This is a genomic window from Cyanobacterium aponinum PCC 10605 (assembly GCF_000317675.1).
In the GTDB taxonomy this organism is placed as follows: Bacteria; Cyanobacteriota; Cyanobacteriia; order Cyanobacteriales; family Cyanobacteriaceae; genus PCC-10605.
In genome coordinates this window covers 2,756,039-2,779,883 of the sequence record NC_019776.1, presented here as the reverse complement: position 1 = coordinate 2,779,883, position 23,845 = coordinate 2,756,039, and the positions used below count along the sequence as shown (strand labels likewise).

General features: G+C 35.8%; 21 protein-coding genes. 14 read left to right on the top strand and 7 right to left on the bottom strand.

The window, feature by feature from the left end:
* Positions 1-211: 211 nt before the first annotated feature.
* Both CYAN10605_RS11610 and petG read right to left on the bottom strand, forming a co-directional pair.
* Complete coding sequence (locus tag CYAN10605_RS11610; RefSeq protein WP_015220137.1) at positions 212-1,633, bottom strand: FAD-binding domain-containing protein; 1,422 nt, start codon at positions 1,631-1,633, stop codon at positions 212-214.
* A gap of 101 nt (positions 1,634-1,734) precedes the next feature.
* The gene (petG, locus tag CYAN10605_RS11605) at positions 1,735-1,851 is read right to left on the bottom strand and encodes a cytochrome b6-f complex subunit V (RefSeq protein WP_015220136.1); all 117 of its coding nucleotides are present in this window, start codon (positions 1,849-1,851) and stop codon (positions 1,735-1,737) included.
* A 172-nt stretch (positions 1,852-2,023) separates the two neighbouring features.
* Between petG and CYAN10605_RS11600 the strand changes: the two genes are divergently transcribed.
* The 6 genes from CYAN10605_RS11600 (at position 2,024) to CYAN10605_RS17880 (ending at position 11,909) form a co-directional block, all read left to right on the top strand.
* On the top strand, positions 2,024-2,521 hold the full coding sequence (locus tag CYAN10605_RS11600; RefSeq protein WP_015220135.1) for an HNH endonuclease: 498 nt from the start codon (positions 2,024-2,026) through the stop codon (positions 2,519-2,521).
* A 180-nt stretch (positions 2,522-2,701) separates the two neighbouring features.
* Positions 2,702-3,403, top strand: a complete 702-nt coding sequence (locus CYAN10605_RS11595; protein ID WP_015220134.1) for a response regulator transcription factor — start codon at positions 2,702-2,704, stop codon at positions 3,401-3,403.
* A 69-nt stretch (positions 3,404-3,472) separates the two neighbouring features.
* Positions 3,473-5,179 carry an Rqc2 family fibronectin-binding protein gene (locus CYAN10605_RS11590; protein WP_015220133.1) on the top strand — a complete coding sequence of 569 codons (1,707 nt, stop codon included), beginning with the start codon at positions 3,473-3,475 and terminating at the stop codon, positions 5,177-5,179.
* 178 nt (positions 5,180-5,357) lie between these two features.
* Complete coding sequence (gene ahcY, locus CYAN10605_RS11585) at positions 5,358-6,635, top strand: adenosylhomocysteinase (protein WP_015220132.1); 1,278 nt, start codon at positions 5,358-5,360, stop codon at positions 6,633-6,635.
* Between the two features lie 267 nt (positions 6,636-6,902).
* A complete protein-coding gene (locus CYAN10605_RS11580) occupies positions 6,903-7,400 on the top strand; it encodes a pentapeptide repeat-containing protein (RefSeq protein ID WP_015220131.1) in 498 nt (165 codons plus the stop codon).
* Between the two features lie 774 nt (positions 7,401-8,174).
* Complete coding sequence (locus CYAN10605_RS17880; RefSeq protein WP_015220130.1) at positions 8,175-11,909, top strand: ATP-binding protein; 3,735 nt, start codon at positions 8,175-8,177, stop codon at positions 11,907-11,909.
* Here the strand turns inward: CYAN10605_RS17880 and CYAN10605_RS11570 are convergent.
* Complete coding sequence (locus CYAN10605_RS11570) at positions 11,864-12,280, bottom strand: DUF4332 domain-containing protein (RefSeq protein WP_015220129.1); 417 nt, start codon at positions 12,278-12,280, stop codon at positions 11,864-11,866. The two genes, CYAN10605_RS17880 and CYAN10605_RS11570, sit on opposite strands and share 46 nt — an antisense overlap.
* Positions 12,281-12,598: 318 nt before the next feature.
* On the opposite strand from CYAN10605_RS11570, the gene psbB reads away from it, so the two are divergent.
* The 8 genes from psbB to mutT all read left to right on the top strand — a co-directional run bounded on the left by psbB (position 12,599) and on the right by mutT (position 20,110).
* Positions 12,599-14,131, top strand: a complete 1,533-nt coding sequence (psbB, locus tag CYAN10605_RS11565) for a photosystem II chlorophyll-binding protein CP47 (protein WP_015220128.1) — start codon at positions 12,599-12,601, stop codon at positions 14,129-14,131.
* A 125-nt stretch (positions 14,132-14,256) separates the two neighbouring features.
* The gene (locus CYAN10605_RS18185) at positions 14,257-14,352 is read left to right on the top strand and encodes a photosystem II reaction center protein T (RefSeq protein WP_015220127.1); all 96 of its coding nucleotides are present in this window, start codon (positions 14,257-14,259) and stop codon (positions 14,350-14,352) included.
* Positions 14,353-15,229: 877 nt separating this feature from the next.
* Positions 15,230-15,763 carry a transcriptional regulator NrdR gene (nrdR, locus tag CYAN10605_RS11560; RefSeq protein WP_015220126.1) on the top strand — a complete coding sequence of 178 codons (534 nt, stop codon included), beginning with the start codon at positions 15,230-15,232 and terminating at the stop codon, positions 15,761-15,763.
* Between the two features lie 433 nt (positions 15,764-16,196).
* Positions 16,197-17,237, top strand: a complete 1,041-nt coding sequence (locus tag CYAN10605_RS11555; protein ID WP_015220125.1) for a 30S ribosomal protein S1 — start codon at positions 16,197-16,199, stop codon at positions 17,235-17,237.
* Between the two features lie 66 nt (positions 17,238-17,303).
* Positions 17,304-17,462: a hypothetical protein gene (locus tag CYAN10605_RS18880; RefSeq protein WP_165776041.1), complete on the top strand. Its 159-nt coding sequence runs from the start codon at positions 17,304-17,306 to the stop codon at positions 17,460-17,462.
* Positions 17,441-17,800 (top strand): hypothetical protein, encoded by a 360-nt coding sequence (locus tag CYAN10605_RS11550; protein WP_015220124.1) that lies wholly within the window; start codon positions 17,441-17,443, stop codon positions 17,798-17,800. The genes CYAN10605_RS18880 and CYAN10605_RS11550 overlap by 22 nt, the downstream gene beginning before the upstream one ends.
* A 261-nt stretch (positions 17,801-18,061) precedes the next feature.
* Positions 18,062-19,504, top strand: a complete 1,443-nt coding sequence (ffh, locus tag CYAN10605_RS11545) for a signal recognition particle protein (protein WP_015220123.1) — start codon at positions 18,062-18,064, stop codon at positions 19,502-19,504.
* A 204-nt stretch (positions 19,505-19,708) separates the two neighbouring features.
* Positions 19,709-20,110, top strand: coding sequence for an 8-oxo-dGTP diphosphatase MutT (mutT, locus tag CYAN10605_RS11540; RefSeq protein WP_015220122.1), 402 nt, complete (start codon positions 19,709-19,711; stop codon positions 20,108-20,110).
* A gap of 34 nt (positions 20,111-20,144) precedes the next feature.
* Here mutT and CYAN10605_RS11535 read toward each other — a convergent pair whose 3' ends face one another.
* From CYAN10605_RS11535 to CYAN10605_RS11520, 4 genes are all read right to left on the bottom strand, one after another.
* Complete coding sequence (locus CYAN10605_RS11535) at positions 20,145-20,396, bottom strand: HNH endonuclease (RefSeq protein WP_015220121.1); 252 nt, start codon at positions 20,394-20,396, stop codon at positions 20,145-20,147.
* Between the two features lie 50 nt (positions 20,397-20,446).
* On the bottom strand, positions 20,447-20,746 hold the full coding sequence (locus tag CYAN10605_RS11530; protein ID WP_015220120.1) for a KGK domain-containing protein: 300 nt from the start codon (positions 20,744-20,746) through the stop codon (positions 20,447-20,449).
* 64 nt (positions 20,747-20,810) lie between these two features.
* Positions 20,811-23,198 (bottom strand): dynamin family protein, encoded by a 2,388-nt coding sequence (locus CYAN10605_RS11525; RefSeq protein WP_015220119.1) that lies wholly within the window; start codon positions 23,196-23,198, stop codon positions 20,811-20,813.
* Positions 23,199-23,245: 47 nt separating this feature from the next.
* A complete protein-coding gene (locus CYAN10605_RS11520; protein WP_015220118.1) occupies positions 23,246-23,827 on the bottom strand; it encodes an MFS transporter in 582 nt (193 codons plus the stop codon).
* Positions 23,828-23,845 lie beyond the last annotated feature (18 nt).

Sequence of the window (23,845 nt, the reverse complement as noted above, 5' to 3'; positions counted from 1 at the left end):
ATAATTGGAGTAATTCAATTATGTTTTATGTCACAATTAATCAACCTCCTTTTTTTGGTTTATAATAGACTTCTCCAAAAAAAATTTTTTATTGGCTCGTAGTAAGGGCTTCAGCCCTCGTTTTAGCAATTAATGGAGATGTCTAATCGTCACATATTTTTATTGCAATATAATTATTGATTTGTGTACTTCAAATGACACTATTTTTTGATTAACCCTTCACTAATTGATAAAGCCTTTTAAATTCTCTTTGTTGTTGACTATGATCAACTATGGGTAAGGGATAACCACAACTACTCGCTTCGAGAGGAGATATTTTTCCTGTCACCAAATCCTTAGTATCCAAATGTCTAATTTCTGGTAGCCATGTGCGAATATACTCAGCTTCTGGGTCAAATTTTTGAGCTTGAGATGCGGGGTTAAAAATTCTTAAAGGTTTGGGGTCCATTCCACTAGAAGCACTCCATTGCCAACCGCCATTGTTTGCGGCTAAATCGCCATCATAGAGTTTTTGCATAAAATATTTTTCTCCCCACCGCCAATCAATTATTAAATCTTTGGTAAGGAAACTAGCCACAATCATCCGACAACGGTTGTGCATCCATCCTGTTTCATTGAGTTGTCTCATTGCCGCATCAACTATGGGATAACCTGTTTTACCTTCACACCATGCTTGAAATTTTTTTTCATCATTTTCCCAAGGGAATTGTTTAAATTGTTCTCTATATGCTCCTTCTGCTAATTGAGGGAAGAAGTATAAGCAATGTTGGTAAAATTCTCGCCACGCAATTTCTTTCTGCCATGCAATAATATTTTCTCTAGCTTCGTCACTATTACAATTTGTTAATTCTGCTTGACTTTTTTTCCAAATAGTTCTTACAGATATTGCACCAAATTTTAGGGCGGCACTTAGTTGAGATGTGCCGTCAAGAAAGGGATAATTGCGATCGCACTCATAATTATAAATAAGAGATTGACAGAAATACTCTAACCTTTCGAGGGCGGATTCTTCTCCGGGCGACAAAGGCAAATCTGCATCCCATGGGAAACCTAAATCATTAAGAGAAGGTATATTAATAGTGCCTAATTCTTTGACAATGGTTTTTTCTAAATCATTTAAACCTGTGAGTTGTTGAGGTGAGTCAACGGGAGATGATTTAGGCTGTGCTTCCCAGTTGCGCCAGAAGGGAGTGTAAACAGTATAAGCCGTTTGATTACTTTTAGAGAGAATTTCCCCGGGAGAATGTAAAAGTTGATCCCAAAAAGTTTGAGTTTCGATGGATTTTTCTTTCAATGCTTGACTAACATTTTTATCTCTGTGGCGAGAAAAAGGTTCAACGTCTAAATTCCAGTAAACCGCATCAGCTTTGAGTTTTTCTGCAAGGGAAGGAATAATCTCTTCTGGGGTGTTATGAAAAATTAATAAATCACTACCGAGTTTTTGATATTTAGTTTTTAATGCTTCTAGGCATCCTAATAAGTATTTGACTCTGGCAGGTGCGATGTCATCTCTATTTAAAATATTAGGGTCTAAGCAAAATACACCGATAACTTTTTTATCTCTTGTGTAGGCTTTTGCTAAACCGATATTATCGTTAATTCTTAAGTCTCGACGATGCCAGAAAATAATCATAAATTAAGGATTTAGGGTTCGGGGTTAGGAGTCAGTTAGGGGCGAATGGCCATTCGCCCGTACAGGAGTTAGGGGATAAGAGTTGAAAGATTTATGAATGTTTATTCGAGTCCAATTTCACTGCTACGTCTGTATTGACGGTAAGCGGCGAAAAATAAACCAATTAAGGTTACAGGAATTAAACCTAAAACAATACCAAGTAATAAAGGCTCTACCATTTATTTTTTTCCTCAATAAAAATATTTCTTAAATTATCTATTAGAAAGTTTATCAAAAATATGACTGGAAAAATGGATTTTTTCTGAATCTATCGCTGAAAAAGTTGATTAATAGTCACTTTCAGAAAATTTGTGCTACCATCAGCAATAAAATATTTAAGAAAATACGTTTATGGGTAAGGTTTTAGTCTTGAATGCCTCCTATGAACCGCTTAATATTACTAACTGGAAAAGAGCGGTTATTTTATTACTCAAAGGAAAAGCCGAACAGTTAGAACATTATGAAAATTTTATTTATCCGACTTTTCCCTTTCCTTCAGTTATTAGGTTACGTCACTATGTCAAAGTACCTTATAAAGATATTCCTTTAACTAGAAGAAATATCCTAGAGCGCGATCGCCATTCTTGTCAATATTGTGGTTACAGAGGAGATCAATTAACCTTAGACCATATTCTACCTCGTTCTCGTGGAGGTGCAGACAGTTGGGAGAATCTTGTTACCGCTTGTGTGCGTTGTAATATAAAAAAAGGAAATAGAACTCCAAAAGAAGCTCATATGCCGTTACACAAATCACCGAGAAAGCCTTATAGTAGTCTTCACTTTGAAATTGTTAAATGTACCAAAGATAATCTTAACCATGAATGGCGTAAGTATGTTATAGGTATCTAAAGTAAGGCAAGAGGCAAAAGGCAAAAGGGAAACTCCTCTGTGTCTCTCCTTAAAGGAAACCCCCCTTTATCCCCCCTCAAGAGGGGGGAGGGCAAAAGTGTTTAATTAACCTCTCCCTCTCTCCTCATCCCCCTGTCTTCACCTGTAAATAGAAGATATGCAGTAGCCTAATTTATAAAGATGGAAATTTTAATTGTTGAAGACGAAAGGGAAATCGCCCAATTGATTAATAGTTGTTTAAGTCGAGAGGGTTTTACTTGTCATCATGCTTATGATGGAGTCACTGCCCTTCAACAGGCTCAAACTATTCAACCAGACTTAATTATTCTCGATTTGATGTTACCCCAATTAGATGGATTGGAAGTGTGTACTCGCATTCGTAATCAAGGCATGACAAAAGACCCTTATATTCTCATGTTAACTGCAAAAGGAGAAGAGCTCGATCGCATCATTGGTTTATCGACAGGGGCAGATGATTACTTAGTAAAACCTTTTAGCCCCAGAGAATTAGTTGCCAGAGTTAGGGCATTGCTACGCCGTAGTTTACGCCACGAAAAACAGTCACAAATATATGAAACCCCCCACTTTATACTCAATTTAGACGAACATATCGCCACCCGCAAACTAGAGAATCAACCCCCGGAAGAATTAGACTTAACCGCCCTTGAATTTAATCTACTTTCTGCCTTCATTAGTTATCCTGGAAAAGTTTGGAGTAGAGAGCAGTTAATTGATAAACTATGGGGAGCAGATTTTTTTGGAGATGAAAGAGTCGTTGATACTCACATTCGCCGTTTACGCAAAAAAATTGAACCTAATCCTGCTCAACCTTCTTTTATTAAAACCGTTGTCGGTGTAGGCTACAAATTTGAAGATAATTAACAATTAAAAATTTCCCCCTAAAACCTTAATCCCCCAATAATTCATATTTCTACTCTCCATTACTCATCCATGCAACCTTTTGACTACACAACCCTGAAAGCCGTTTGTTATTCCCTCCAAGAAAATTATATTCCCTCTCGCTTAGAACAAGTTTACCAGTGCGATCGCACCTCTATTAGTCTTTGTTTGAGAAATATTGAGAAAAAATCATGGTTAACCATTTCATGGCATCCCCAAGCCGCCAGAATTTGCGTTGGTAATCCGCCTCCTCGTGGTAAAGATACTTTTACTTTTAGCGATCAACTCAGACACTTAATAAATGGTTATGCTTTGATAGGGATAGAAATAGTAAGTGATTGGGAAAGAGTTATTGATTTTCAATTTGCACAACGCCCCAATGAATCCCCCTTAAATCATCTCTACGTAGAAATTATGGGCAAATATAGCAATGTTATTCTCACCAATGCCGACAATCAAATTATCACCGTTGCCAAACAAGTTACCGCCGACAAATCCACCCTGCGCACCGTCGAAACCAGTCAAATTTATCAACTACCCCCACCATTAACAGGAAATATTCCCAAACTAGAAGAATCCCAAGAAACATGGCAAGAAAAAGTTAGTTTAATACCCGGAAGAATAGATAAACAATTAATAAAAAGTTATCGAGGAATTAGTCCGAATATTGCCAAGGATTTATTGCACAAAAGTAACATAGATTTAAGTAAAACTAATCAAGAATTAACACAAAATGAGTGGAAAGAATTATATCAAAATTGGCAAACTTGGTTAACATCTATAGAAAAAAATCAGTTTTATTCTCATTTAACATCCGAAGGATATACAGTTTTAGGAGAGCCAAAGCAAGCAGAAAATATTAATTTTGTTATTAACGAATACTATAACCAAAAAATATATCAAGAAAATTTTATTCAACTTAAACAACAACTACAACAAAAAATAAAAAATATATTAAAGAAATTAAAAACAAAAAAAAATAAATATTTAGAAAAAATAAAAGAATCTGATAACTGCGAAATATATAGTAACAAAGCTGATTTATTAATGGCTCACCTAAATCAATGGCAAGTAGGAATGAAAGAAATTACTCTTAACGATTTTACCACTGGAGAACCCGTAAAAATTAACTTAGCTCCTGACAAAAATATAATTCAAAATGCCCAAATATTGTATAAAAAATATCAAAAATTAAAAAGAGCAAAACAAGCAGTAAAGCCCTTATTGGATGAAGTGAATGAAGAAGTAAATTATTTAGAACAAATAGCAATAAATTTGCAACAATTAGACTATCAAGAAAAAGACGATCTAACAACTCTTCAAGAGATTAAATCAGAATTAATCAATCAGAAATATATAGAAGATAAACAGTATCGAAATAATCACAACAGTGAAGAAGAATCTCAACCGAGACGCTATCAAACACCATCAGGTTATGAAGTTTTAGTCGGGAGAAATAATCGTCAAAATGACATTCTAACCTTCAAAACTGCTACTGATTATGATTTATGGTTTCATGCACAAGAAATCTCAGGCTCTCATGTTTTATTACGCTTAAACGCTGGAGATGCACCAGAAGAAAAAGATTTACAATTCACTGCCAACTTAGCCGCTTATTACAGTCAAGGTAGAGAAAGCGAACAAGTGCCTGTAGTTTACACTAATCCCAACCATGTTTATAAGCCAAAAGGAGCAAAACCCGGAATGGTTATCTATAGCAAGGAAACTGTTATTTGGGGTAAACCATTATTCAACTAAGCAGTTAGTTAGCTATTAAAAATTAGTTTCTCCCTAATTTGCCAACTTCTCAATCCCCCTAAAATAACCATTTTCTGGCAGTTTAAAATTTTTTGCGTTTAAAAAATTGAACTCAGGTTAAAGCTGATCGACATGGGGTATGATGAAAAATGTAAACTTTTATTGAGCATAATTGCTAATGGTTGCAACACCAACAAAAATTAATTACGACATTAAGGACATTAACTTGGCTGGTGTCGGTAAGCAGAGAATTGAATGGGCGGCAAGAGAAATGCCCGTTTTAGCTCAAATTACCGAGCGTTTTCGTCAAGAAAAGCCTTTTGCTGGTATCCGCTTAGTGGCTTGTTGTCACGTTACTACTGAAACCGCAAATTTAGCGATCGCACTTCAAGCAGGTGGTGCAGATGCTATTTTAATCGCTAGTAACCCTCTTTCTACTCAGGATGACGTTGCCGCTTGTTTAGTTAAAGACTACGGTATTCCCGTATTTGCTATCAAAGGGGAAGATAACGCTACTTATCATCGTCACGTACAAACCGCATTGGATCATAAACCCAATATTATCATTGATGACGGTTCTGACGTAGTAGCTACCCTTGTTAAAGAAAGACAACATCAACTAGCGGACTTAATTGGTACTACTGAAGAAACCACCACTGGTATTGTCCGTTTAGAGGCAATGTTTAAAGATGGTGTACTAACCTTCCCCGCCATGAATGTCAATGACGCAGAAACCAAACATTTCTTCGATAACCGTTATGGTACAGGTCAATCTACCCTTGATGGTATCATCCGTGCAACTAACGTTTTATTAGCAGGTAAAAACCTTGTGGTTGCTGGTTATGGCTGGTGCGGTAAAGGTGTCGCCATGCGCGGGCGTGGTTTGGGTGCCAATGTTATCGTAACTGAAATTAACCCCGTAAAAGCGATCGAAGCTGCAATGGATGGTTTCCGTGTAATGCCTATGGCTGAAGCCGCCACCATTGGTGATGTTTTCGTAACCGTAACAGGTAATAAACATATCATCAGAGAAGAACATTTCGCCGTAATGAAAGATGGTGCAATGGTTTGTAACTCTGGTCACTTTGACATCGAAATCGACTTAGAAGCCTTAAAAACTCTCAGCACAGAAATCAAAGAAGTTCGTAACTTTACTCAACAATATATCCTCAAAAACGGTAAATCCGTAATTGTTATTGGCGAAGGACGTTTAGTCAACTTAGCCGCCGCCGAAGGACATCCCAGTGCGGTAATGGATATGAGCTTTGCTAACCAAGCCTTAGCTTGTGAATACTTAGTGAAAAATAAAGAGACTTTACAACCCGGTATTCATTCTATTCCTACCGAAGTGGATCAAGAAATTGCCGCTTTGAAATTACAAGGAATGGGTATTAATATCGACTCTTTAACCCCTGAACAAATTGAGTATATGAACTCTTGGACAGTGGGAACTTAATTTGAGATGTTAGGTAGGGTGTTAGGGAAGTAGGGGCTTAGGGTTTTGAGGTGTCAGGTTTCAGGTTTCAGGTTTCAGGTTGCAGGTTTTAGGTTTTAGGTTTTAGGTTTTAGAAGAAGGTAATGAGTGTTCAGAGTTTTTAATTCTTAATTCTTAATTCTTAATTATCAACCATTCACTATTCACCCCAACACCATTCACTACTTACCATTGCCCATTGCTCTTTTATTTTTTTCGCACTTATTTATTTAGCTAGAAAAATTCATTATGAAAGTCTTTTCTTGTATAGTAGGATTTATTTTATCAATACTATTATTATTAACTCCTAATCACGTTCTTGCCGCAAGTTCATCGGCTGTTACTTCTACCATTGATAATAAAGATTTGAGTCAACAAGATTTTTCCTCTCAAAATTTGCAATCGATGGAATTTAGTAACGTGAAATTAAACGGTGCTAATTTTAGTAATAGTGATTTAAGAGGTGCTGTTTTTAATGCCGCAAGATTAGAAGAAGCTAATTTTCACGGAGCTGATCTTACCAACGGTTTTATTTATGTTACTAGCTTAAATAGAGCCGATTTAACCGATGCTATTTTACGAGAAGCGATTATGAAACGCACTACTTTAAAAGGTGCTAATGTTGATGGTGCTGATTTTACTTTTGCAGTTTTAGATAATGAGCAAGTAATCGAACTTTGTAAAAATGCTCAAGGTATTAACCCTGTAACCGGTGCTAGTACCCGTCAATCATTGGGCTGTCCTTAAATTAATCTCCTCAGTTGGGCATAAGCATCTCAGATTTAGTTAGGTATCAGGTGTCACCTCAATTAGATATAAGAATATTTAATTTCGGTAGGTATTAGGTTTTAGGTATCAGGTGGCAGGTTTTAGATTTTTATTCTAATTCATTACTAATTATGGTTCTTCAGAGTGTGGTTATGATAAATTAAGAGAAACAGGACTTGCATAACCTTTATTGAATAGTGTTTATAGTAAAATAAAAACTAAAAGTTTATAAATTATTATTTAATAATCCCCTATTGCCTCTTGCCTACCCTAATTAATAATTTACATACTCAAACTGATAGAACCCTAATTATTAATTAAAATTAACTTTACAGCACTAGACATTTTATATCAAACTCAGATTAAGTATAAAATAAAACTCTCTTCAAATTTTTTTACCTCTTAAATTAAAAATATTTCTTTACTTATTATTAAAAAATAATACGTTTTTATATTTACCAATTTTTGATACTGAAAAGCTATAATATTTTCATTTATAGTTCCCTGTAATTTGATGTTATTAATTAACCAACAATCTTTAACATAGATTTTACGTAATAATAAAGCATTGATAATATCTATATTTTCTTTGGGAATTAAAGTCCATAGAAAATCATTTGTATATACTATAATGCTTTAATTATCTAATCTGAGTCTTTGATTTAAAAAAAACTAAAGCATTATCTTGAGTGAATAAACATTCTTTCATAATGGTTTTCTAATAACTTAGCAATTATATATGTTTTTAATATAATGTCTATTAATAATGTCAATTCACAAAGTTTGACTCTATTGTTTAACTCTTATTTCCCCAGAAATACTCAAAAAATTATCTCTGAAAATAAGCAAAAATCAGTGAATAACAATTTTTTAAATCAATATCAACTTTCCCTAATTGATAAGTTTGTGGATGGGATTGCTTTGTTAATAGATGAAAAATTCGTTTATTTAAACCAAGCCCATTTGAGCTTATTTGGCTATAATCAAGAAGAGTTATTAGGGCGATCGTGGCTTTCTCTTTACAATTCGGCAGAAGGTTTGAGAATACAAGAAGAAATTTTCCCGATTTTGAGAGAAAAAGGTTTTTGGCGAGGAGAAGCAAAAGGTTTAAGGAAAGATAAAACAGAATTTTGGCAAGAAGTTTCCCTTCAGTTAATTGATAGTCAAACACTAATTTGTAATTGTCGAGATATTACCGAAAGAAAAATCATGGAACAAGATTTAAGTCGTAGCCATGATTTATTAACTATTATTGAAAATGCCCAATCTCAATTCATCGCCAACGGAGATAAAGGACTGCTATTTGATCATCTTTTAGAAAATCTTTTAACCCTGACTGGTAGCGAATATGGTTTTATCAGCGAACTAGACTATAACACGGATGGAAAAATAGAGTTCGGTGATAGCTACATGAAAAATATTGGCAAACCTTTTCTTAAAGTCCACTCCATCAGTAATGTGGCTTGGAATGAAGAAACTATCCGTTTATATGAGGAAACCCAGGGTAGAGGCATGGAGTTTCATAATTTAAATACCCTATTTGGGGCAGTAATTTACACTGGTAAACCAGTTATTTCTAACCATCCCTCTAAAGATAAACGTAGCGGTGGTACACCCCAAGGACACCCGCCCTTAAATTCTTTTTTAGGTATTCCTTTTAAGTCCCATGGACAATTATTAGGCATGGTAGGTATAGCTAATCGAGAAGGCGGTTACAGTGAGGAGTTAGTGGAATATTTACAACCTTTTGTTTCTGTCTGTAGTAACCTGATTGATGCTTATAAAATAGAAAAACGTCGTCTTGAATCGGAAAAACAACTAAGAGAGAATCAAATTGCCCTTCGACAACAAGAAAGAGTCATTAAAAACTTATATCAGATTTGTTCTTCTCCCCAACTCAATTTTAAACAAAAGCTACAAGGTATTTTCACTCTGGGGCGTAAGGCTTTTAATTTGGATGTAGCCATGTTAACTAATATCGATGATAGCTATTGTCGCATTGTACAGTGGCAAAGCAGTCCTAAATATAGGGAAATTTTTAATCGAGAAATAACATTGAATTTAGAAGATAGTTTTTGCTTTTTGGCTTATCAAAAAAAAGAGCCTTTTAGTATTGATCATGTGAGTAATTCCAGCTACATTCGCCATCCTGCTCACGTTAATTTAAGTATAGAATCTTATTTAGGTACAAGAGTAGAAGTTTTTGGTAAAAGTATTGGCACTTTGTGCTTTTTTTCCCTTGATTCTCATGGTGTGAAAATAACTAGCATCATGAAAGAACAAATTAAATTAATGGCACAATGGATTGGTTATGAGTTGGAAAAAGAAAAATCAGAGGCATTGATTCAACATCAATTCAAGCAAGAAATTCTACTGAAAAAAATTACTCAGGAAATCAGGCAAACTCTCAACTTCGATCAATTATTTGACACTGCGGCTAAAACTATTCTCAATGCTTTTCAGGTAAATCGTTGTCATTTGTTTACTTATGATAAATCTCAGTCTTCTTGTTTAACCATGGTAGCAGAGGCAATAACAGGCGATTTTCCGCCTATGTGGGGAGCAAATATAGATCTTTCTGAAGGTAATGACCATTTTAATCAGGTGATTATGAGCGATCGCGCCTTAGTAAACAATAATGTTTATCAAGACCCCCTCCTTCAACCGATGACTCCTTTTTGTCAGGAAATTCAGCTTAAATCAATGTTGTGTGTACGCACCTCCTATAAAGGCGAAGCCAATGGTATTATTGGACTACATCAGTGCGATCGCTTCCGCCAATGGACATCAGAAGAAATAAATTTATTACAAAGTGTCGCCGAGCAATTAGGTATAGCCATTAGTCAAGTAAAACTATTAGAGCAAGAAAAACAACAAAAACAACAACTAGAAAAACAAAATCAGGCCCTCTTAAAAGCTGAAAAACAAGCAAAAGAAGCCAGTGAGGCAAAAACAGAATTTTTAGCTTCCATGAGCCATGAAATTAGAACTCCTATGAATGGCATTATAGGCATGACAGAGTTGCTACTAGATACCCAATTAAATTCCGAACAGAAAAACTTTGTAGAAATTATTAACCATAGTAGTAATACTTTGTTAACCATAATTAATGATATTTTAGACCTATCGAAAATTGAATCAAAAAAAATCGATTTAGAATCAACCACCTTTAATATTCATGAATGCCTAGAGTCTGTCATCAGTCTTATGGAATTACAGGCAGAAAAAAAAGGCATTAATTTAATTTACATAGCCAATCCTCAAGATAATTATTGGTTTAAAGGTGATGTGACCCGCTTAAGACAAGTTGTTTTAAACCTAGTTAGTAATGCAGTCAAATTTACTCATCAAGGGGAAGTTATCGTGCGTTTAAACGTAGCATCACAGGAACTTGACTCTTGTTATCTAAAAATCATTGTCGAGGATACAGGTATTGGCATACCCCAAGATAGGAGAGAATCCATTTTTCAGGCATTTTCTCAAGTGGATGCTTCTACAACCCGTCAGTATGGTGGAACTGGCTTAGGCTTAACCATTGCCCGAAAGTTAGTAGAATTAATGGGGGGAAGTTTAACAGTTAGTAGTATTGTCGGTAAGGGATCAAAGTTTTGTGTTTCCCTAACCCTAGAAAAAACAAATGATGAAAACGATCAATATCTTTCTTTAAAACAACAAAATCATTTAAGAGGGAAAAAAGCCCTAATTATTGCCGATTCCTCTGTTATGGCGGAAATGCTTAGTTTACAAGCCCTCGCCCTAGGCTTAGAAAGTCAGATTTGTCATAGTGCTAATTTTTCCACAGACCAACTACATCAAGTCGCCGTTGTCATTGCCGATTATCCTCTACAACATCTCAATCGTTTTGACTTAGCAGAATCTCTTCGATTGTCTCATCCTAACTTAGCCCTCATTTGGTTAACTCCTCTTAGTCTTGTCACCAAAGAAAATTTAGCTCAAACCTGCCCTTTTGTAACAGTTATTACTAAGCCTGTTAAACAATTCCAATTATGCGACACGATTCAAAAACTATTAATAAAAAATGAGATAGTATCAAACAATAGTATTTTCATATCTCCAAAGCAACAAAATCTTATTCACAAAGATATTTCTATATTGCTAGTAGAAGATAACTTGGTAAACCAAAAAGTTGCTCGTTTGATGCTAAATAAACTAGGCTACCGATGGATTGAAATTGCCAATAATGGTTTAGAAGCCATTAAAATGATTCAAAATAAAACCTATCAATTAATTTTTATGGATATGCAAATGCCGTTACTAGATGGTGTTGCCACTACCAAAGAAATTAGAAAGTTAGGAAACCAGATTCAACAACCTTGGATTATTGCCATGACTGCTTCTGCTTTATCTACCGATAGAGACAGTTGTTTAGAGATTGGCATGAATGATTATTTAAGTAAGCCCGTAAAATCAGATACTATTATTCAAGCCTTAAAACGATTTGAGTCTTTATCTTGTTTAGCTTCTTGAATCCAACTTTGAACTAGGGAAAAAGAGGGGCATAAATCCCGACGACGTAAGTTTGCAACCTGTAATCTTAAAATTTGTTTTTGTAATTGAGGTGCATTACATTGGCTCAATTGAGCAACGGAAATAATACCAGAATGTAAAATTAAACCGCAATATTCAACCCCAACACTAGGCAAACGAGCTAAATCTGCCAAAGCAAACCATTTATGAACATAACGGGGGCTAACACCCATTTTTTGTGCTAATAATTCTCTATCCTGTTTATTTTTACCCATAACTAGCAACTGTTGTATATTAGTGATTCCTAGATTTTGTAATCTATCAATATCCGTTTTTTGCATACCGGGTAAGTCAGAAATTGCGATCGACATTTTTAATTCAAATATTATTTAGTCACGACTCTTTTATCCTCTAAGCTCAGAACCAGAAGTCAATAAAGGTCAAGGAGCAAAGATAGATAATGTTATATAGGGTTGGGGTGAATAATTAATAACTTCTAACTCTGAACTGCTAACTCCCGACTCTTGCCATTATTTCTAAGAAAAGATAGAATTTTTAACATAAAATTAATACTTTAGGGATATTCTATCAAAAAACCATAAAAGCGAAAACCCAAAAAGGTTATACTAAACTAGATCTATCCCCAAATTTAGAAAAAAAAATTAAATCAAATAGGAGGAGCGTAGTCGATGGGACTACCCTGGTATCGAGTACACACAGTTGTAATTAACGATCCCGGTCGCCTGATTGCGGTACATTTAATGCACACCGCACTAGTCGCAGGTTGGGCGGGATCTATGGCGTTATATGAATTAGCCGTTTTTGATCCTAGTGATCCCGTGTTAAATCCCATGTGGAGACAAGGGATGTTTGTATTACCCTTCATGGCACGTTTAGGAGTCACTGGCTCTTGGGGTGGCTGGAGTGTAACTGGCGAAACCGGTGTTAATCCCGGTTTTTGGTCTTTTGAAGGAGTTGCGATCGCACATATCGTCCTCTCTGGATTACTTTTCTTAGCCGCCGTATGGCACTGGGTATTCTGGGATTTAGAATTATTTACCGATCCCCGTACAGGTGAACCCGCTTTAGATTTACCCAAAATGTTTGGGATTCACTTATTCTTATCTGGCTTACTCTGTTTCGGTTTTGGTGCATTCCACCTTACCGGATTATGGGGACCTGGAATGTGGGTATCAGACCCCTATGGACTAACAGGACACGTTCAACCCGTAGCACCTGAATGGGGACCTGCAGGATTTAACCCCTTTAACCCCGGTGGTGTTGTTGCCCACCATATTGCCGCAGGAATTGTTGGTATCATTGCCGGATTATTCCACCTCAGTGTTCGTCCCCCCGAAAGACTTTATAAAGCATTACGGATGGGTAACATTGAGACCGTTCTTTCTAGCAGTATCGCCGCAGTATTTTTTGCCGCTTTCGTCGTGGCAGGTACAATGTGGTATGGAAATGCTACCACCCCTGTAGAATTATTCGGACCTACTCGCTATCAGTGGGACCAAGGATACTATCAACAGGAAATTCAACGTCGTGTACAAGCTAGTATTGCCGACGGAGCAACCCCCGAAGAAGCATGGGAAGCAATTCCTGAAAAATTAGCTTTCTACGATTACGTTGGAAACAGCCCCGCAAAAGGTGGTTTATTCCGTACCGGTGCTATGAACAAAGGTGACGGTATTGCTCAAGGTTGGTTAGGACACCCTGTCTTCCAAGATAAAGAAGGACGTGAGTTAACTGTGCGTCGTCTTCCTAACTTCTTTGAAACCTTCCCAGTTGTCTTAACTGATGCTGACGGCGTAGTTCGTGCAGATATTCCTTTCCGTCGTGCAGAATCTGCTCTTAGTATCGAGCAAACTGGCGTAACTGTTAGCTTCTTAGGCGGTGAATTAAACGGTCAAACTTTCTCCGATCCTTTAGATGTAAAACGTTATGCTCGTAAAGCACAATTAGGTGAACCCTTTGAGTTTGATACAGAAACTCTGAACTCTGATGGTGTTTTCCGTACCAGCACTCGTGGTTGGTTTGCTTTTGGTCATGCTTGTTTTGCCCTCTTATTCTTCTTTGGACATATCTGGCATGGCGCTCGTACTCTATTCCGTGACGTATTTGCAGGTATTGATCCTGACTTAGATCCTGAACAGGTAGAGTGGGGTATGTTCCAGAAAGTTGGTGACAAATCCACTCGTCGTGCAGAATCTGCATAATTTTTGGTTTTTATAGTAGGATGGATAGAGACAAGTTAATCTTATTTTCTTTGTCATTTATCCTCCTAAATGTAAACTCAGTGCATTTTCATCTTGTCCAATTCAGATAATATAGAGGAATAAAAATGGAAAGTGTAGCTTATATTTTAGTGTTAGCGATGATGATCGCCGTCTTATTCTTTGCAGTAGCGTTCCGTGAACCTCCCAAGATTCAAAAATAAATCATCTGTGAAATGGGACGTTTTCACAAACTTATAATCAAACTTTTTAACTTTAGAGAAGTCTTTTTCATCTATTCCTGACTATGGAGTAGAAAGAGAAAGGCTTTTTTCATTAAATGTTGAAAAAATAATAACTGCAACCTACCTGAGTTCAGACTTTAGATTTCGGAGTTAAAGTTAATAGATTTTTATCAAAATAGTCGATAAAAGGACTCAGTAGTCGGTAGCTAATACCTCAAGTTGGAAAATTAAGCATTTATTTAGCACAAAAGAAGCCATTTATTATGACTCCTAAATTTTATTGACAAATTGATTTTCTTGTTTTCAATATGAGTGAGTAATAAGTCTATCTTTTAAAAATCAAGTCTGAAAACTACTCTTATCCGATATTCTCCTAAGCCGAACTGAGGTTATTTAAGCTAGAATAGTTCATCTTTATCTTTTTAAAATTTAACTCATTAATTAAAAACAATTACATAAATAATAATAATAATTAACAACAATAAATATAGTTATTACTAATATTTTAACTTTATTATTTGTTTCGATAAATTTATTCACGTAAAAAAATCCATAAGGGGTGTTGAAAACGTAATTTTCTTTTATCTAATAAAGTGACGGTAAAATAAATTATTTTGTCTGTGAGATAGAAGCAAAGAGACTTGAACAAGTAGTAAAAACAATAATAAACTATATATTCTTTTCCGAAAGCTAATGGATATTTTAGCTCAACTTTCTATTTTTACTCATAAAAAATGATACATAAATTTTTTAATATTACTTTTTAATTATTATTTTTCTCTACTGGGAATGAGTTTGATACCCCCTTGCTAATCATCAACAATTTTATTGCGATTTTGTCATCTAATTAAAAATTATGCAATGTCCTTCATGTCATTTTAATCAAACAAAAGTAATAGAGTCACGAACTACGGAAAAGGCACAAAGCATCAGACGTAGAAGAGAATGCCTCCAATGTCATCACCGCTTTACAACCTATGAAAGAATAGAATTTGTAGCAATTACAGTGATCAAAAAAGATGGTAGTACAGAATCTTTCGATCGCTCTAAAGTTCTTAGAGGAATAGTAAGAGCTTGTGAAAAAACGGGCATTGAGTCAGAATTACTAGACTCTATTGTGGACAACCTAGAATCAGAAATCGAAAATCAATTTCCGAGAGAGATTACCAGTAAACAAATTGGGAACTTAGTATTAAAACAACTGAGCCAAATTTCCCAAGTAGCATATATTCGATTTGCATCAGTTTATGAAAACTTTACCAGTATTGAAGATTTTGTGGCAACCCTGAAAAAATTGCAAAATTCACCAGAAAATTCAGGAAATAACCCTGAGCCTCAATCTCCCATTTCAGAAAATGAAAACAAAAAGAATCAGACAACAAATCAATAATGATTAACACTTGTCAAAATCTCAATTATAGTGTAGAGTAAAAATTCTGTATAATAATACTATTAATTAAAGATTTTTTATCTTTATATAAGTATTCGGTAGGGAACGACAAATCCCAAACCAATTCCGAGAGGAGTTAAAGGCTTAGGGAGAGAGGCTTTCAGGAAGTTAAAGCAAACGCCTTAGCTTTGATGAAACAACTCGTGCAACTAAGAATGTCCTAACTTTTTTAGTAGGGCTTTGTCTAAATTAACCCTCTAGTGTTTTACTAGAAGGCTTTAAACAAAACTTATTGAAAAACGATAGAGTAGTAAATTTTATATTTAATTCCTATATCTATCTAATCCTGTAAACTTGAAATTTTTTAAGTTTCTGAGGAGGGATCAGAATTATCGCAATAGTAATTGAAAATCAAAAAATAGAAGAAATGCCTATGGTCAATCAAACAGAAACCCTAAATAGTAATGTTAGCTTTACCCATGAGGAGTTTGCTGCCCTCTTAGATCAATATGACTATCATTTCAGTCCTGGGGATGTAGTTCCGGGGACTGTTTTCAGTATTGAGCCTAAAGGTGCTTTGATTGATATAGGTGCAAAAACTGCCGCTTATATTCCTGTACAGGAACTTTCCATCAATCGTGTGGATGATCCTAGTGAAGTCTTACAAGCTAACGAAACCAGAGAATTTTTTATTCTCACTGACGAAAATGAAGATGGACAATTAACTCTTTCTATCCGTCGTATAGAATATATGCGTGCATGGCAAAGAGTTCGTCAGTTACAAGAAGAAGATGCTACCGTTTATTCTAACGTGTTTGCTACTAATCGTGGTGGTGCATTAGTGAGAGTGGAGGGTTTAAGAGGGTTTATCCCCGGATCTCACATCAGTGCTAAAGACACTAAAGAAGATTTAGTTGGTCAAGATTTGCCCCTGAAATTCTTAGAAGTGGATGAAGAGCGCAATCGTCTAGTTTTAAGTCATCGTCGTGCGTTAGTTGAACGCAAGATGAATGGTTTAGAAGTTGGACAAGTGGTTATCGGTTCTGTACGTGGTATTAAACCTTACGGTGCGTTTATCGATATTGGTGGCGTTAGTGGTTTATTACACATTTCCGAAATTTCTCACGATCATATTGATACTCCTCATAGTGTCTTTAATGTCAATGATGAATTGAAAGTGATGATTATTGACTTAGACGCAGAAAGAGGTCGTATTTCTCTCTCTACCAAGCAGTTAGAACCCGAACCGGGTGATATGCTCAAAAACCGTGAGTTAGTCTTTGAGAAAGCAGAGGAAATGGCTCAGAAGTATAAAGAAAAATTATTAGCTGGTGATGCTGAAGAAGCTAATGTTGATTCTGATTCTGTGCAAGAAGTAGCAGAAGGAGAAGAGGTTACAGCAACTGAGACAACTGAAACTTCAGATATTGAAAATCAGTCTGAGGAAGAATTAACCACTACAGCAGTAGAGTAAATTACTTTCTAATCAGTCAGTGGACTTTCAGTTCGTTAAATTTACCTGAGAGTGTAGCTGACTGTTATGAGTAAATTGGAGCATAAATTTAATGCTTTTTATCAATCATCAACTATTATTAAGCAAGGGGTTTACTTTTTTATCCCTTGTTTTTTATTGTCTGTAAAAGATGACAAAAATCTGATAAATTATGATGATGGTTTATGGCTTCTTCAAAAATGTTAACGACTAAAAAAGAAACTGTTAAGATTGTTCCTCTGCCTGAATTAACTTCTGAAGAAAAACTGTTTCAAAAACAAAGGATGAGGGATGTTTATTTGTTGTTGGAAAATTTAACTTTAAAAGAAGAAGCAACCATTAAATTAATTATCGATTGTTTATATGATGTAGGTATCATCAATTTAATTAATAAAAAAATACAGAATCGCCCTTTAAATAAATTAGCGAAGATAATGGCAAGTACCCCCAAACCAATTTTTAAAATTCTTGCTTGGCGGTGGGTGAGGAAAAATTTATCGAATAAAGTGGCAAATTGGCTTAATAATAAAGTGAAATTTAAGTAAGAACCTGAGTTCAAGATAAAATTGTTGGTTATAGTCGGCAATAAGAAAACCCCTCTGTGTCTCCCCTTAAAAGGAGAGAAGGGCAAGGATGCACCGAGGTAACAGTAATTAAGAATTAAAAACACTTGACACCTGCCACCTGCCACCTGAAACCGACCCAAATCGATATTCTTATATCAAACTAAGGTAAAATAAGGGTTTAGTGCCATAACGGTTGCGTTAATAGAATTACTATATATATTTATTTAGATTAAGATTATTATGTTTGACGCTTTAGCAGAACGTTTAGAAGATACATGGAAAAAACTAAGAGGACAAGGCAAGATTAGTCAATCTAATATACAAGAAGCCTTACAGGAAGTTAGAAAAGCCTTATTAGAAGCAGATGTTAATTTTCAAGTCGTCAAAAGTTTTGTTGCCGAGGTAGAAAAAAATGCTCTGGGTGCGGAAGTTATTTCTGGGGTTAATCCTCAACAGCAATTCATCAAGATTGTTTATGATGAGTTAGTGAAGGTGATGGGGGAGAGTAATGCCCCTCTTGCGGAGGCTGATAAACCTCCTAGAGTGGTTTTGATGGCTGGTTTACAGGGTGCTGGTAAAACTACGGCAACGGCAAAATTAGCTTTATATCTACAAAAACAAAAGCGTAGTTGTTTGATGGTGGCAACGGACGTTTATCGCCCTGCGGCTATTCAACAGTTAATTACTTTAGGGACGCAAATTTCTGTTCCTGTGTTTGAATTAGGCACTGGGGCGAATCCTGTGGATATTGCCCGTCAAGGTTTGGAAGAGGCAAAAAATAAAGGTATTGACACTGTTATCATTGATACTGCGGGTCGATTACAAATTGATCAGGAAATGATGGCAGAATTAGCTCAGGTGAAAGATGCTGTTAATCCTGATGAAGTGTTATTGGTGGTTGACTCCATGACGGGGCAAGAAGCGGCTAATGTTACTCGCTCTTTTCATGAGGAGATTGGTATTACTGGGGCTATTCTCACGAAGATGGATGGAGATAGTCGTGGGGGGGCGGCTTTATCTATTCGTACTATTTCTGGGCAACCCATTAAGTTTATTGGGGTTGGAGAGAAGGTTGAGGCTTTAGAGCCTTTTTATCCTGATAGGATGGCTTCTCGTATTCTCAATATGGGGGATATTGTCACATTGGTGGAAAAAGCTCAAGAGGAGTTGGATATTGCCGATGTGGAGAAGATGCAGAAGAAGATGATGGAGGCAAAATTTGATTTTAATGACTTCCTCAAACAGATGCGTCTTTTGAAGAATATGGGGTCTTTTGCCGGGGTAATGAAGTTGATTCCGGGGATGAATAAGTTGGGAGCGGGAGCATTAGAGCAAGGAGAAGTACAATTAAAGCGTACGGAAACAATGATTAATTCCATGACGAAGGAGGAAAGGGCTAATCCTCAATTGTTGGCTCAGTCTCCTAGTCGTCGTCGCCGGGTGGCAAAGGGTTCAGGCCATCAAGAAAAGGATGTTTCTCGTCTTGTTAGTGATTTTACAAGGATGCGATCGATGATGCAACAAATGAGTATGGGCGGTGGTTTGCCCGGTATGGGAGGTATGCCGGGCATGGGCGGTTTAGGTGGCTTATTGGGGGGGGGAATGCCTCGCCCGGGTTATCGTAATCAACCGAAGAAAAAAGCGAAAAAAACTAAGAAGAAAAGAGGTTTTGCTGATTTATAAGTAATTAGGAGATTAGGAAATTGGGGTGTTGGGGGGATGAGGTGTCAAGGAAGACAAGTTAGGAGTTAGTTAGGGGCGAATGGCCATTCGCCCGTACAGGGGTTCGGGGTTTTTAATTCTTAATTCTTAATTCTCAACTATTCACCATTGCCCTTTACTCTCTTTGCCCGTTGCTCTTTTTCTGACAAAATTTATGGTTTAAAAATGAATAAATCTCATAAACATATAGGTGTTGCCATTATTATTAATGATAAAAAGGAAATTCTAATTGATCGTCGTTTACCTACGGGGGTTATGGCGAATTTATGGGAGTTTCCGGGGGGAAAAATAGAAAGGGGAGAAACGCCAGAAGATTGTATTATTCGAGAGATAAAAGAGGAGTTAGGGGTTGTGGTGAGATGCGATCGCATCTTTGCTGAGATTACTCATGATTATGAACAATTTACGGTGACTCTATATGTATATCTTTGTCATATTTGTCAGGGAAAACCTCAACCTTTAGAGTGTGCAGAAATATTATGGGTAAAACCTCATGAATTAAGCCAATTTGAATTTCCCTCAGCTAATCAAGAAATAATTAGTAAGTTGCAAAAAGAGTTTTCTTGATGTGATAATTTTTGGAGAAATAATGGGGTTAATTTTAAGTAAAATAACGACGAAAACGAGGATCAAAATTTGCTTTTTTCCTTTGGTTACATTGATAGCAGAGAGTTTGTAAGTTACTTAAATCATTACTTCCCCCTTTTGCTAAAGGAATTATATGATCGATATTTAACTGAGTTTCATTTTCTTTTTTACCACAACTTTGACACTGAAATTTATCTCTCTCATAAATATATTTTCTCACTGATAAAGGAATGTTTATTCTTTCTGTTTTTATATTATTTCTCATTTATTTCTTAGTAAAATATAGTCAGATATTATTTTTTATCCATTCATAACTTATAAATTGGTTTTTTGTCTAAAATCATCTAGGGGTGATTCTATTTCCGATTCATCAGGAATAAACTCGATCGATAATCTTATTTTACCTTTTCTCCAGGGTTTTCTTGGCACTAAAACTTCAGCTTCCACACCATTGTTACACCATTCTTTTGCTTCAGCGTCTGAGATATAACAATTAGAAAGAGTTGAGATAAAATCATTTACAGTAAAAGTTGTCTGTTTCATTACCCATCTACTTTTATCCTTTTTCATTTGAATTACGTCGTTTTTTTCTAAATGTTCTATTTTTTGATCCATAGTTTTTTCGCTTTAATTTTTAATTAGAAATGGTGGGCAATGCCCACCCTATAGTTTTATATTGTTAGTCGAGAAGGTTAATTAAGGGGAGTTTATTCTCAAAAACTTTCATCGCTTCTAAGCAGTTATTAATTCCAGAAATAGCTTCATTATATACTAGAATATCTTGTTGAATTTCTGTCATTAATTTTTGATTATAGGCGATTTTTTCTTTGGCTTCTTGTTCTAATGTTTGCTGTAAATTATCTCTGGCAATGTCATATTGTTGCAGAATATTATCTGCTAATTGTTTGGCTAAAGGTAGCAAATTTGTCTTGATATTTTGATTGATTGTTTGTCGAAAAACTTGCCGAATTGTTGTGTTTACTTTTGGTTCAAAATCTAGTTTTAATAGTTGTCGAATTGCTGGTTCAGCTTCTACCATTGAAGAAGCATCATAGGCTTGTGATGTCTGTTTTAAGGTTTCTCGGAATTGATAAATGGAAAATGTACCTTCACTATAAAACTGAGGTGTTTCTCTGACATAGCGATCGCATTCTGAGGTTGCAACGGCTTTTAATGCTTGATATAGCTTGTTTTCGAGAGCTGATAACTCATCATAAATTCCCGCATCGCCATTTAATAAGCGAGTCAATTCGAGGTAAAATCCCTGTTTTCTTACTGCCGTCACCAAGTCATTGACGTAATTAAAGACTAAATATTGCAATTCCTCAATCAAGACATCTTCGAGGGAATTGGAGATATAGTATAAAGCCTCTACTAAAACGGCAATTAGAGGGGCTGTTTGATTACGAGGATGAGCTTTAACTGCTAGGCTATAGGTTTCACTGACGGAAAAAGCGTCTAACAATTCGTCAAGGTGATTAACAAAACGACTTTGCAACTGTTGAAAATCCTGATTAAATTGTTTATTTTCTTGATTAATTAGGCGGTTTACTTCTTCATCAAGATAGCTATAAAAATCATTGCCAATTTCCTGTAGTTTATTATTTAAACGAGTTAATTCTTGTTGTTTCATCAACTCAATTTCTTGGGGTTGACTATCTAATTCTCTTTGTTGAGTTTGATAATCTTTCTTTAATGCCAAGCATAAAGGTTGTAAATCATCGGCTAAATTTTTAAACAATTCAGGGCGTTTTTCTTCTGTTAAATAACGGGTGATTTCTTCCTTAAAAAAGATAATGCCACTATCTTGAATTAATTTATCTATTAAAGGCATTCCCCACTCTTTTAAAATTCTGACATAGTTTTGATTTGGGGTATCATAACCATTGACTGATACTCGAAAATTAGTAGCCGTTAACTTACCTGAATTAGCACAATAATTGTTAAATTCACTAACAAATTGAGGGGTTTCTTCTTCTCCACCAATACCTTTAATACTATCAGTAAAAATGCTATCTAAACCAAAGCGATTTACTTCTGATGTGTTTTTAATTTGACTTCCATAAAAGCCTAATAAACCACTGGTTTTATAGACTCGATTAGTATGGCTAAAATCAGAGTTAATCAAATTATCTAATCTTTGTCTTAATTGTCCAGAATACCACGTTTCATCAATGCGATTAAAGACATAAAAAACTCTGTTTCTGATGGCGGGATTTGATTTAATTGTTTCTAGTAATTCTGTTTCTTTTTGGGTTAAATCTCCAGCCGAAGCAGGTTTCAAAACACAGATAACTAAAGAGGTATCAGGATTAGCTATTTTATCAAGGGAGAGTTTAGCATCTTTTTCGATGGGGGCGTCAATACCGGGTAAGTCAACCAAAACGTTACCATCTTCTAAAAGGGGATGATAGCAATAATAGTCAAGGCGTTTTAAGACGGCGGAATTTTTGCCTCGTCTGGCATAACTGGCGGCTTCGGTGAGGTTATTAAAATTAAACTGCTCCATTGAGTAGGTGGCGTTATCATGGGGTTTAATCTTGTCTTTGTTGGTTTCAAAACCCTGTGCTAATAACATTAAGGCGTTTGCCTGTTTTGCCAATTCCGATTTATTTACCCCTCCTTCTTTGTCAATAATTTCCTGACACTTTTGCTTAATGCCGTCAATGATATAGGAGTCGGTAATAGATACGTCTTGGAGGTTAATGTTTACCCTTTGAGAAATGGTGATAATTTGCTGTAAAATCTCCGTTTCACTTAAAAAAGTCATCACAACCCTTTCTTTATCCAAAGGTGCATACTCGATATAACATTCAATACCTGTGGCGTGACCTTCTGCACTATAGAGTAATTCACGCTCTAATAAGGCATTGATTAACATGGATTTTCCTGCACTAAATGCCCCTGCAAATACTATCTCAAAACGGGGTGAAATGGCTTTTCTCAGAGATGTTTCTACAGGATAAGTGTCAAGGTGCGATCGCATCTCCTGATTTTTCTGTAATAATTCTAGTACCTGATTAACTTGAGAGGCAAGGTTTTCGCAGTGAGGGTGAATTTTTGTCATAGTCACAAACATTTAATGCTTTAATATTACTATGATAAATTACCCTGTTAATCATTAATAATTAAAAATTCCTTAATTGCCGTGCCAAGAAAAAGCCAACGCCATCCGATATATGGTTCGAGAATTGCCCCTCCGGCTGAACCTGCGGCCATTCCTCCTTCCATTGCGGCAAATACTAATCCTAATTTTACCCCTCTTTGATCAAAAGGGAATAAATCTCCAATAAGGGCAAAAGTAAGAGGTATTACACCACTAGCTCCAATTCCTGTTAATAAACGCCATGTTGCCATTTGACTAGCAGTTTGAGAAGTTGCAATCAAAGCAGTACACACTACAAAAATAATAAGAGAGAGGCGAATAATTGACCAACGACCAAAACGGTCGGATAATAGTCCATAAAATAATGCCATTAGTGCATAAGAAAGCATATAGGCAGGAACAATAAAACCAATCTCCTGCACCGGCACATTAAACACTTCTGAGAGTCTGGGTATAAGAGGGGCTATCATATAGCCTTGTAAAAAGATTAAACCCGCCGCAATTGAAAGTAAATTAAATAATTCCTTATGTTTTTTTAGCCTTCGGGCTTTGTCTGCTTCTTCGATATGCTGTAGTTGTTTTTTGCTCATCTCCGTTTTTACGATGGT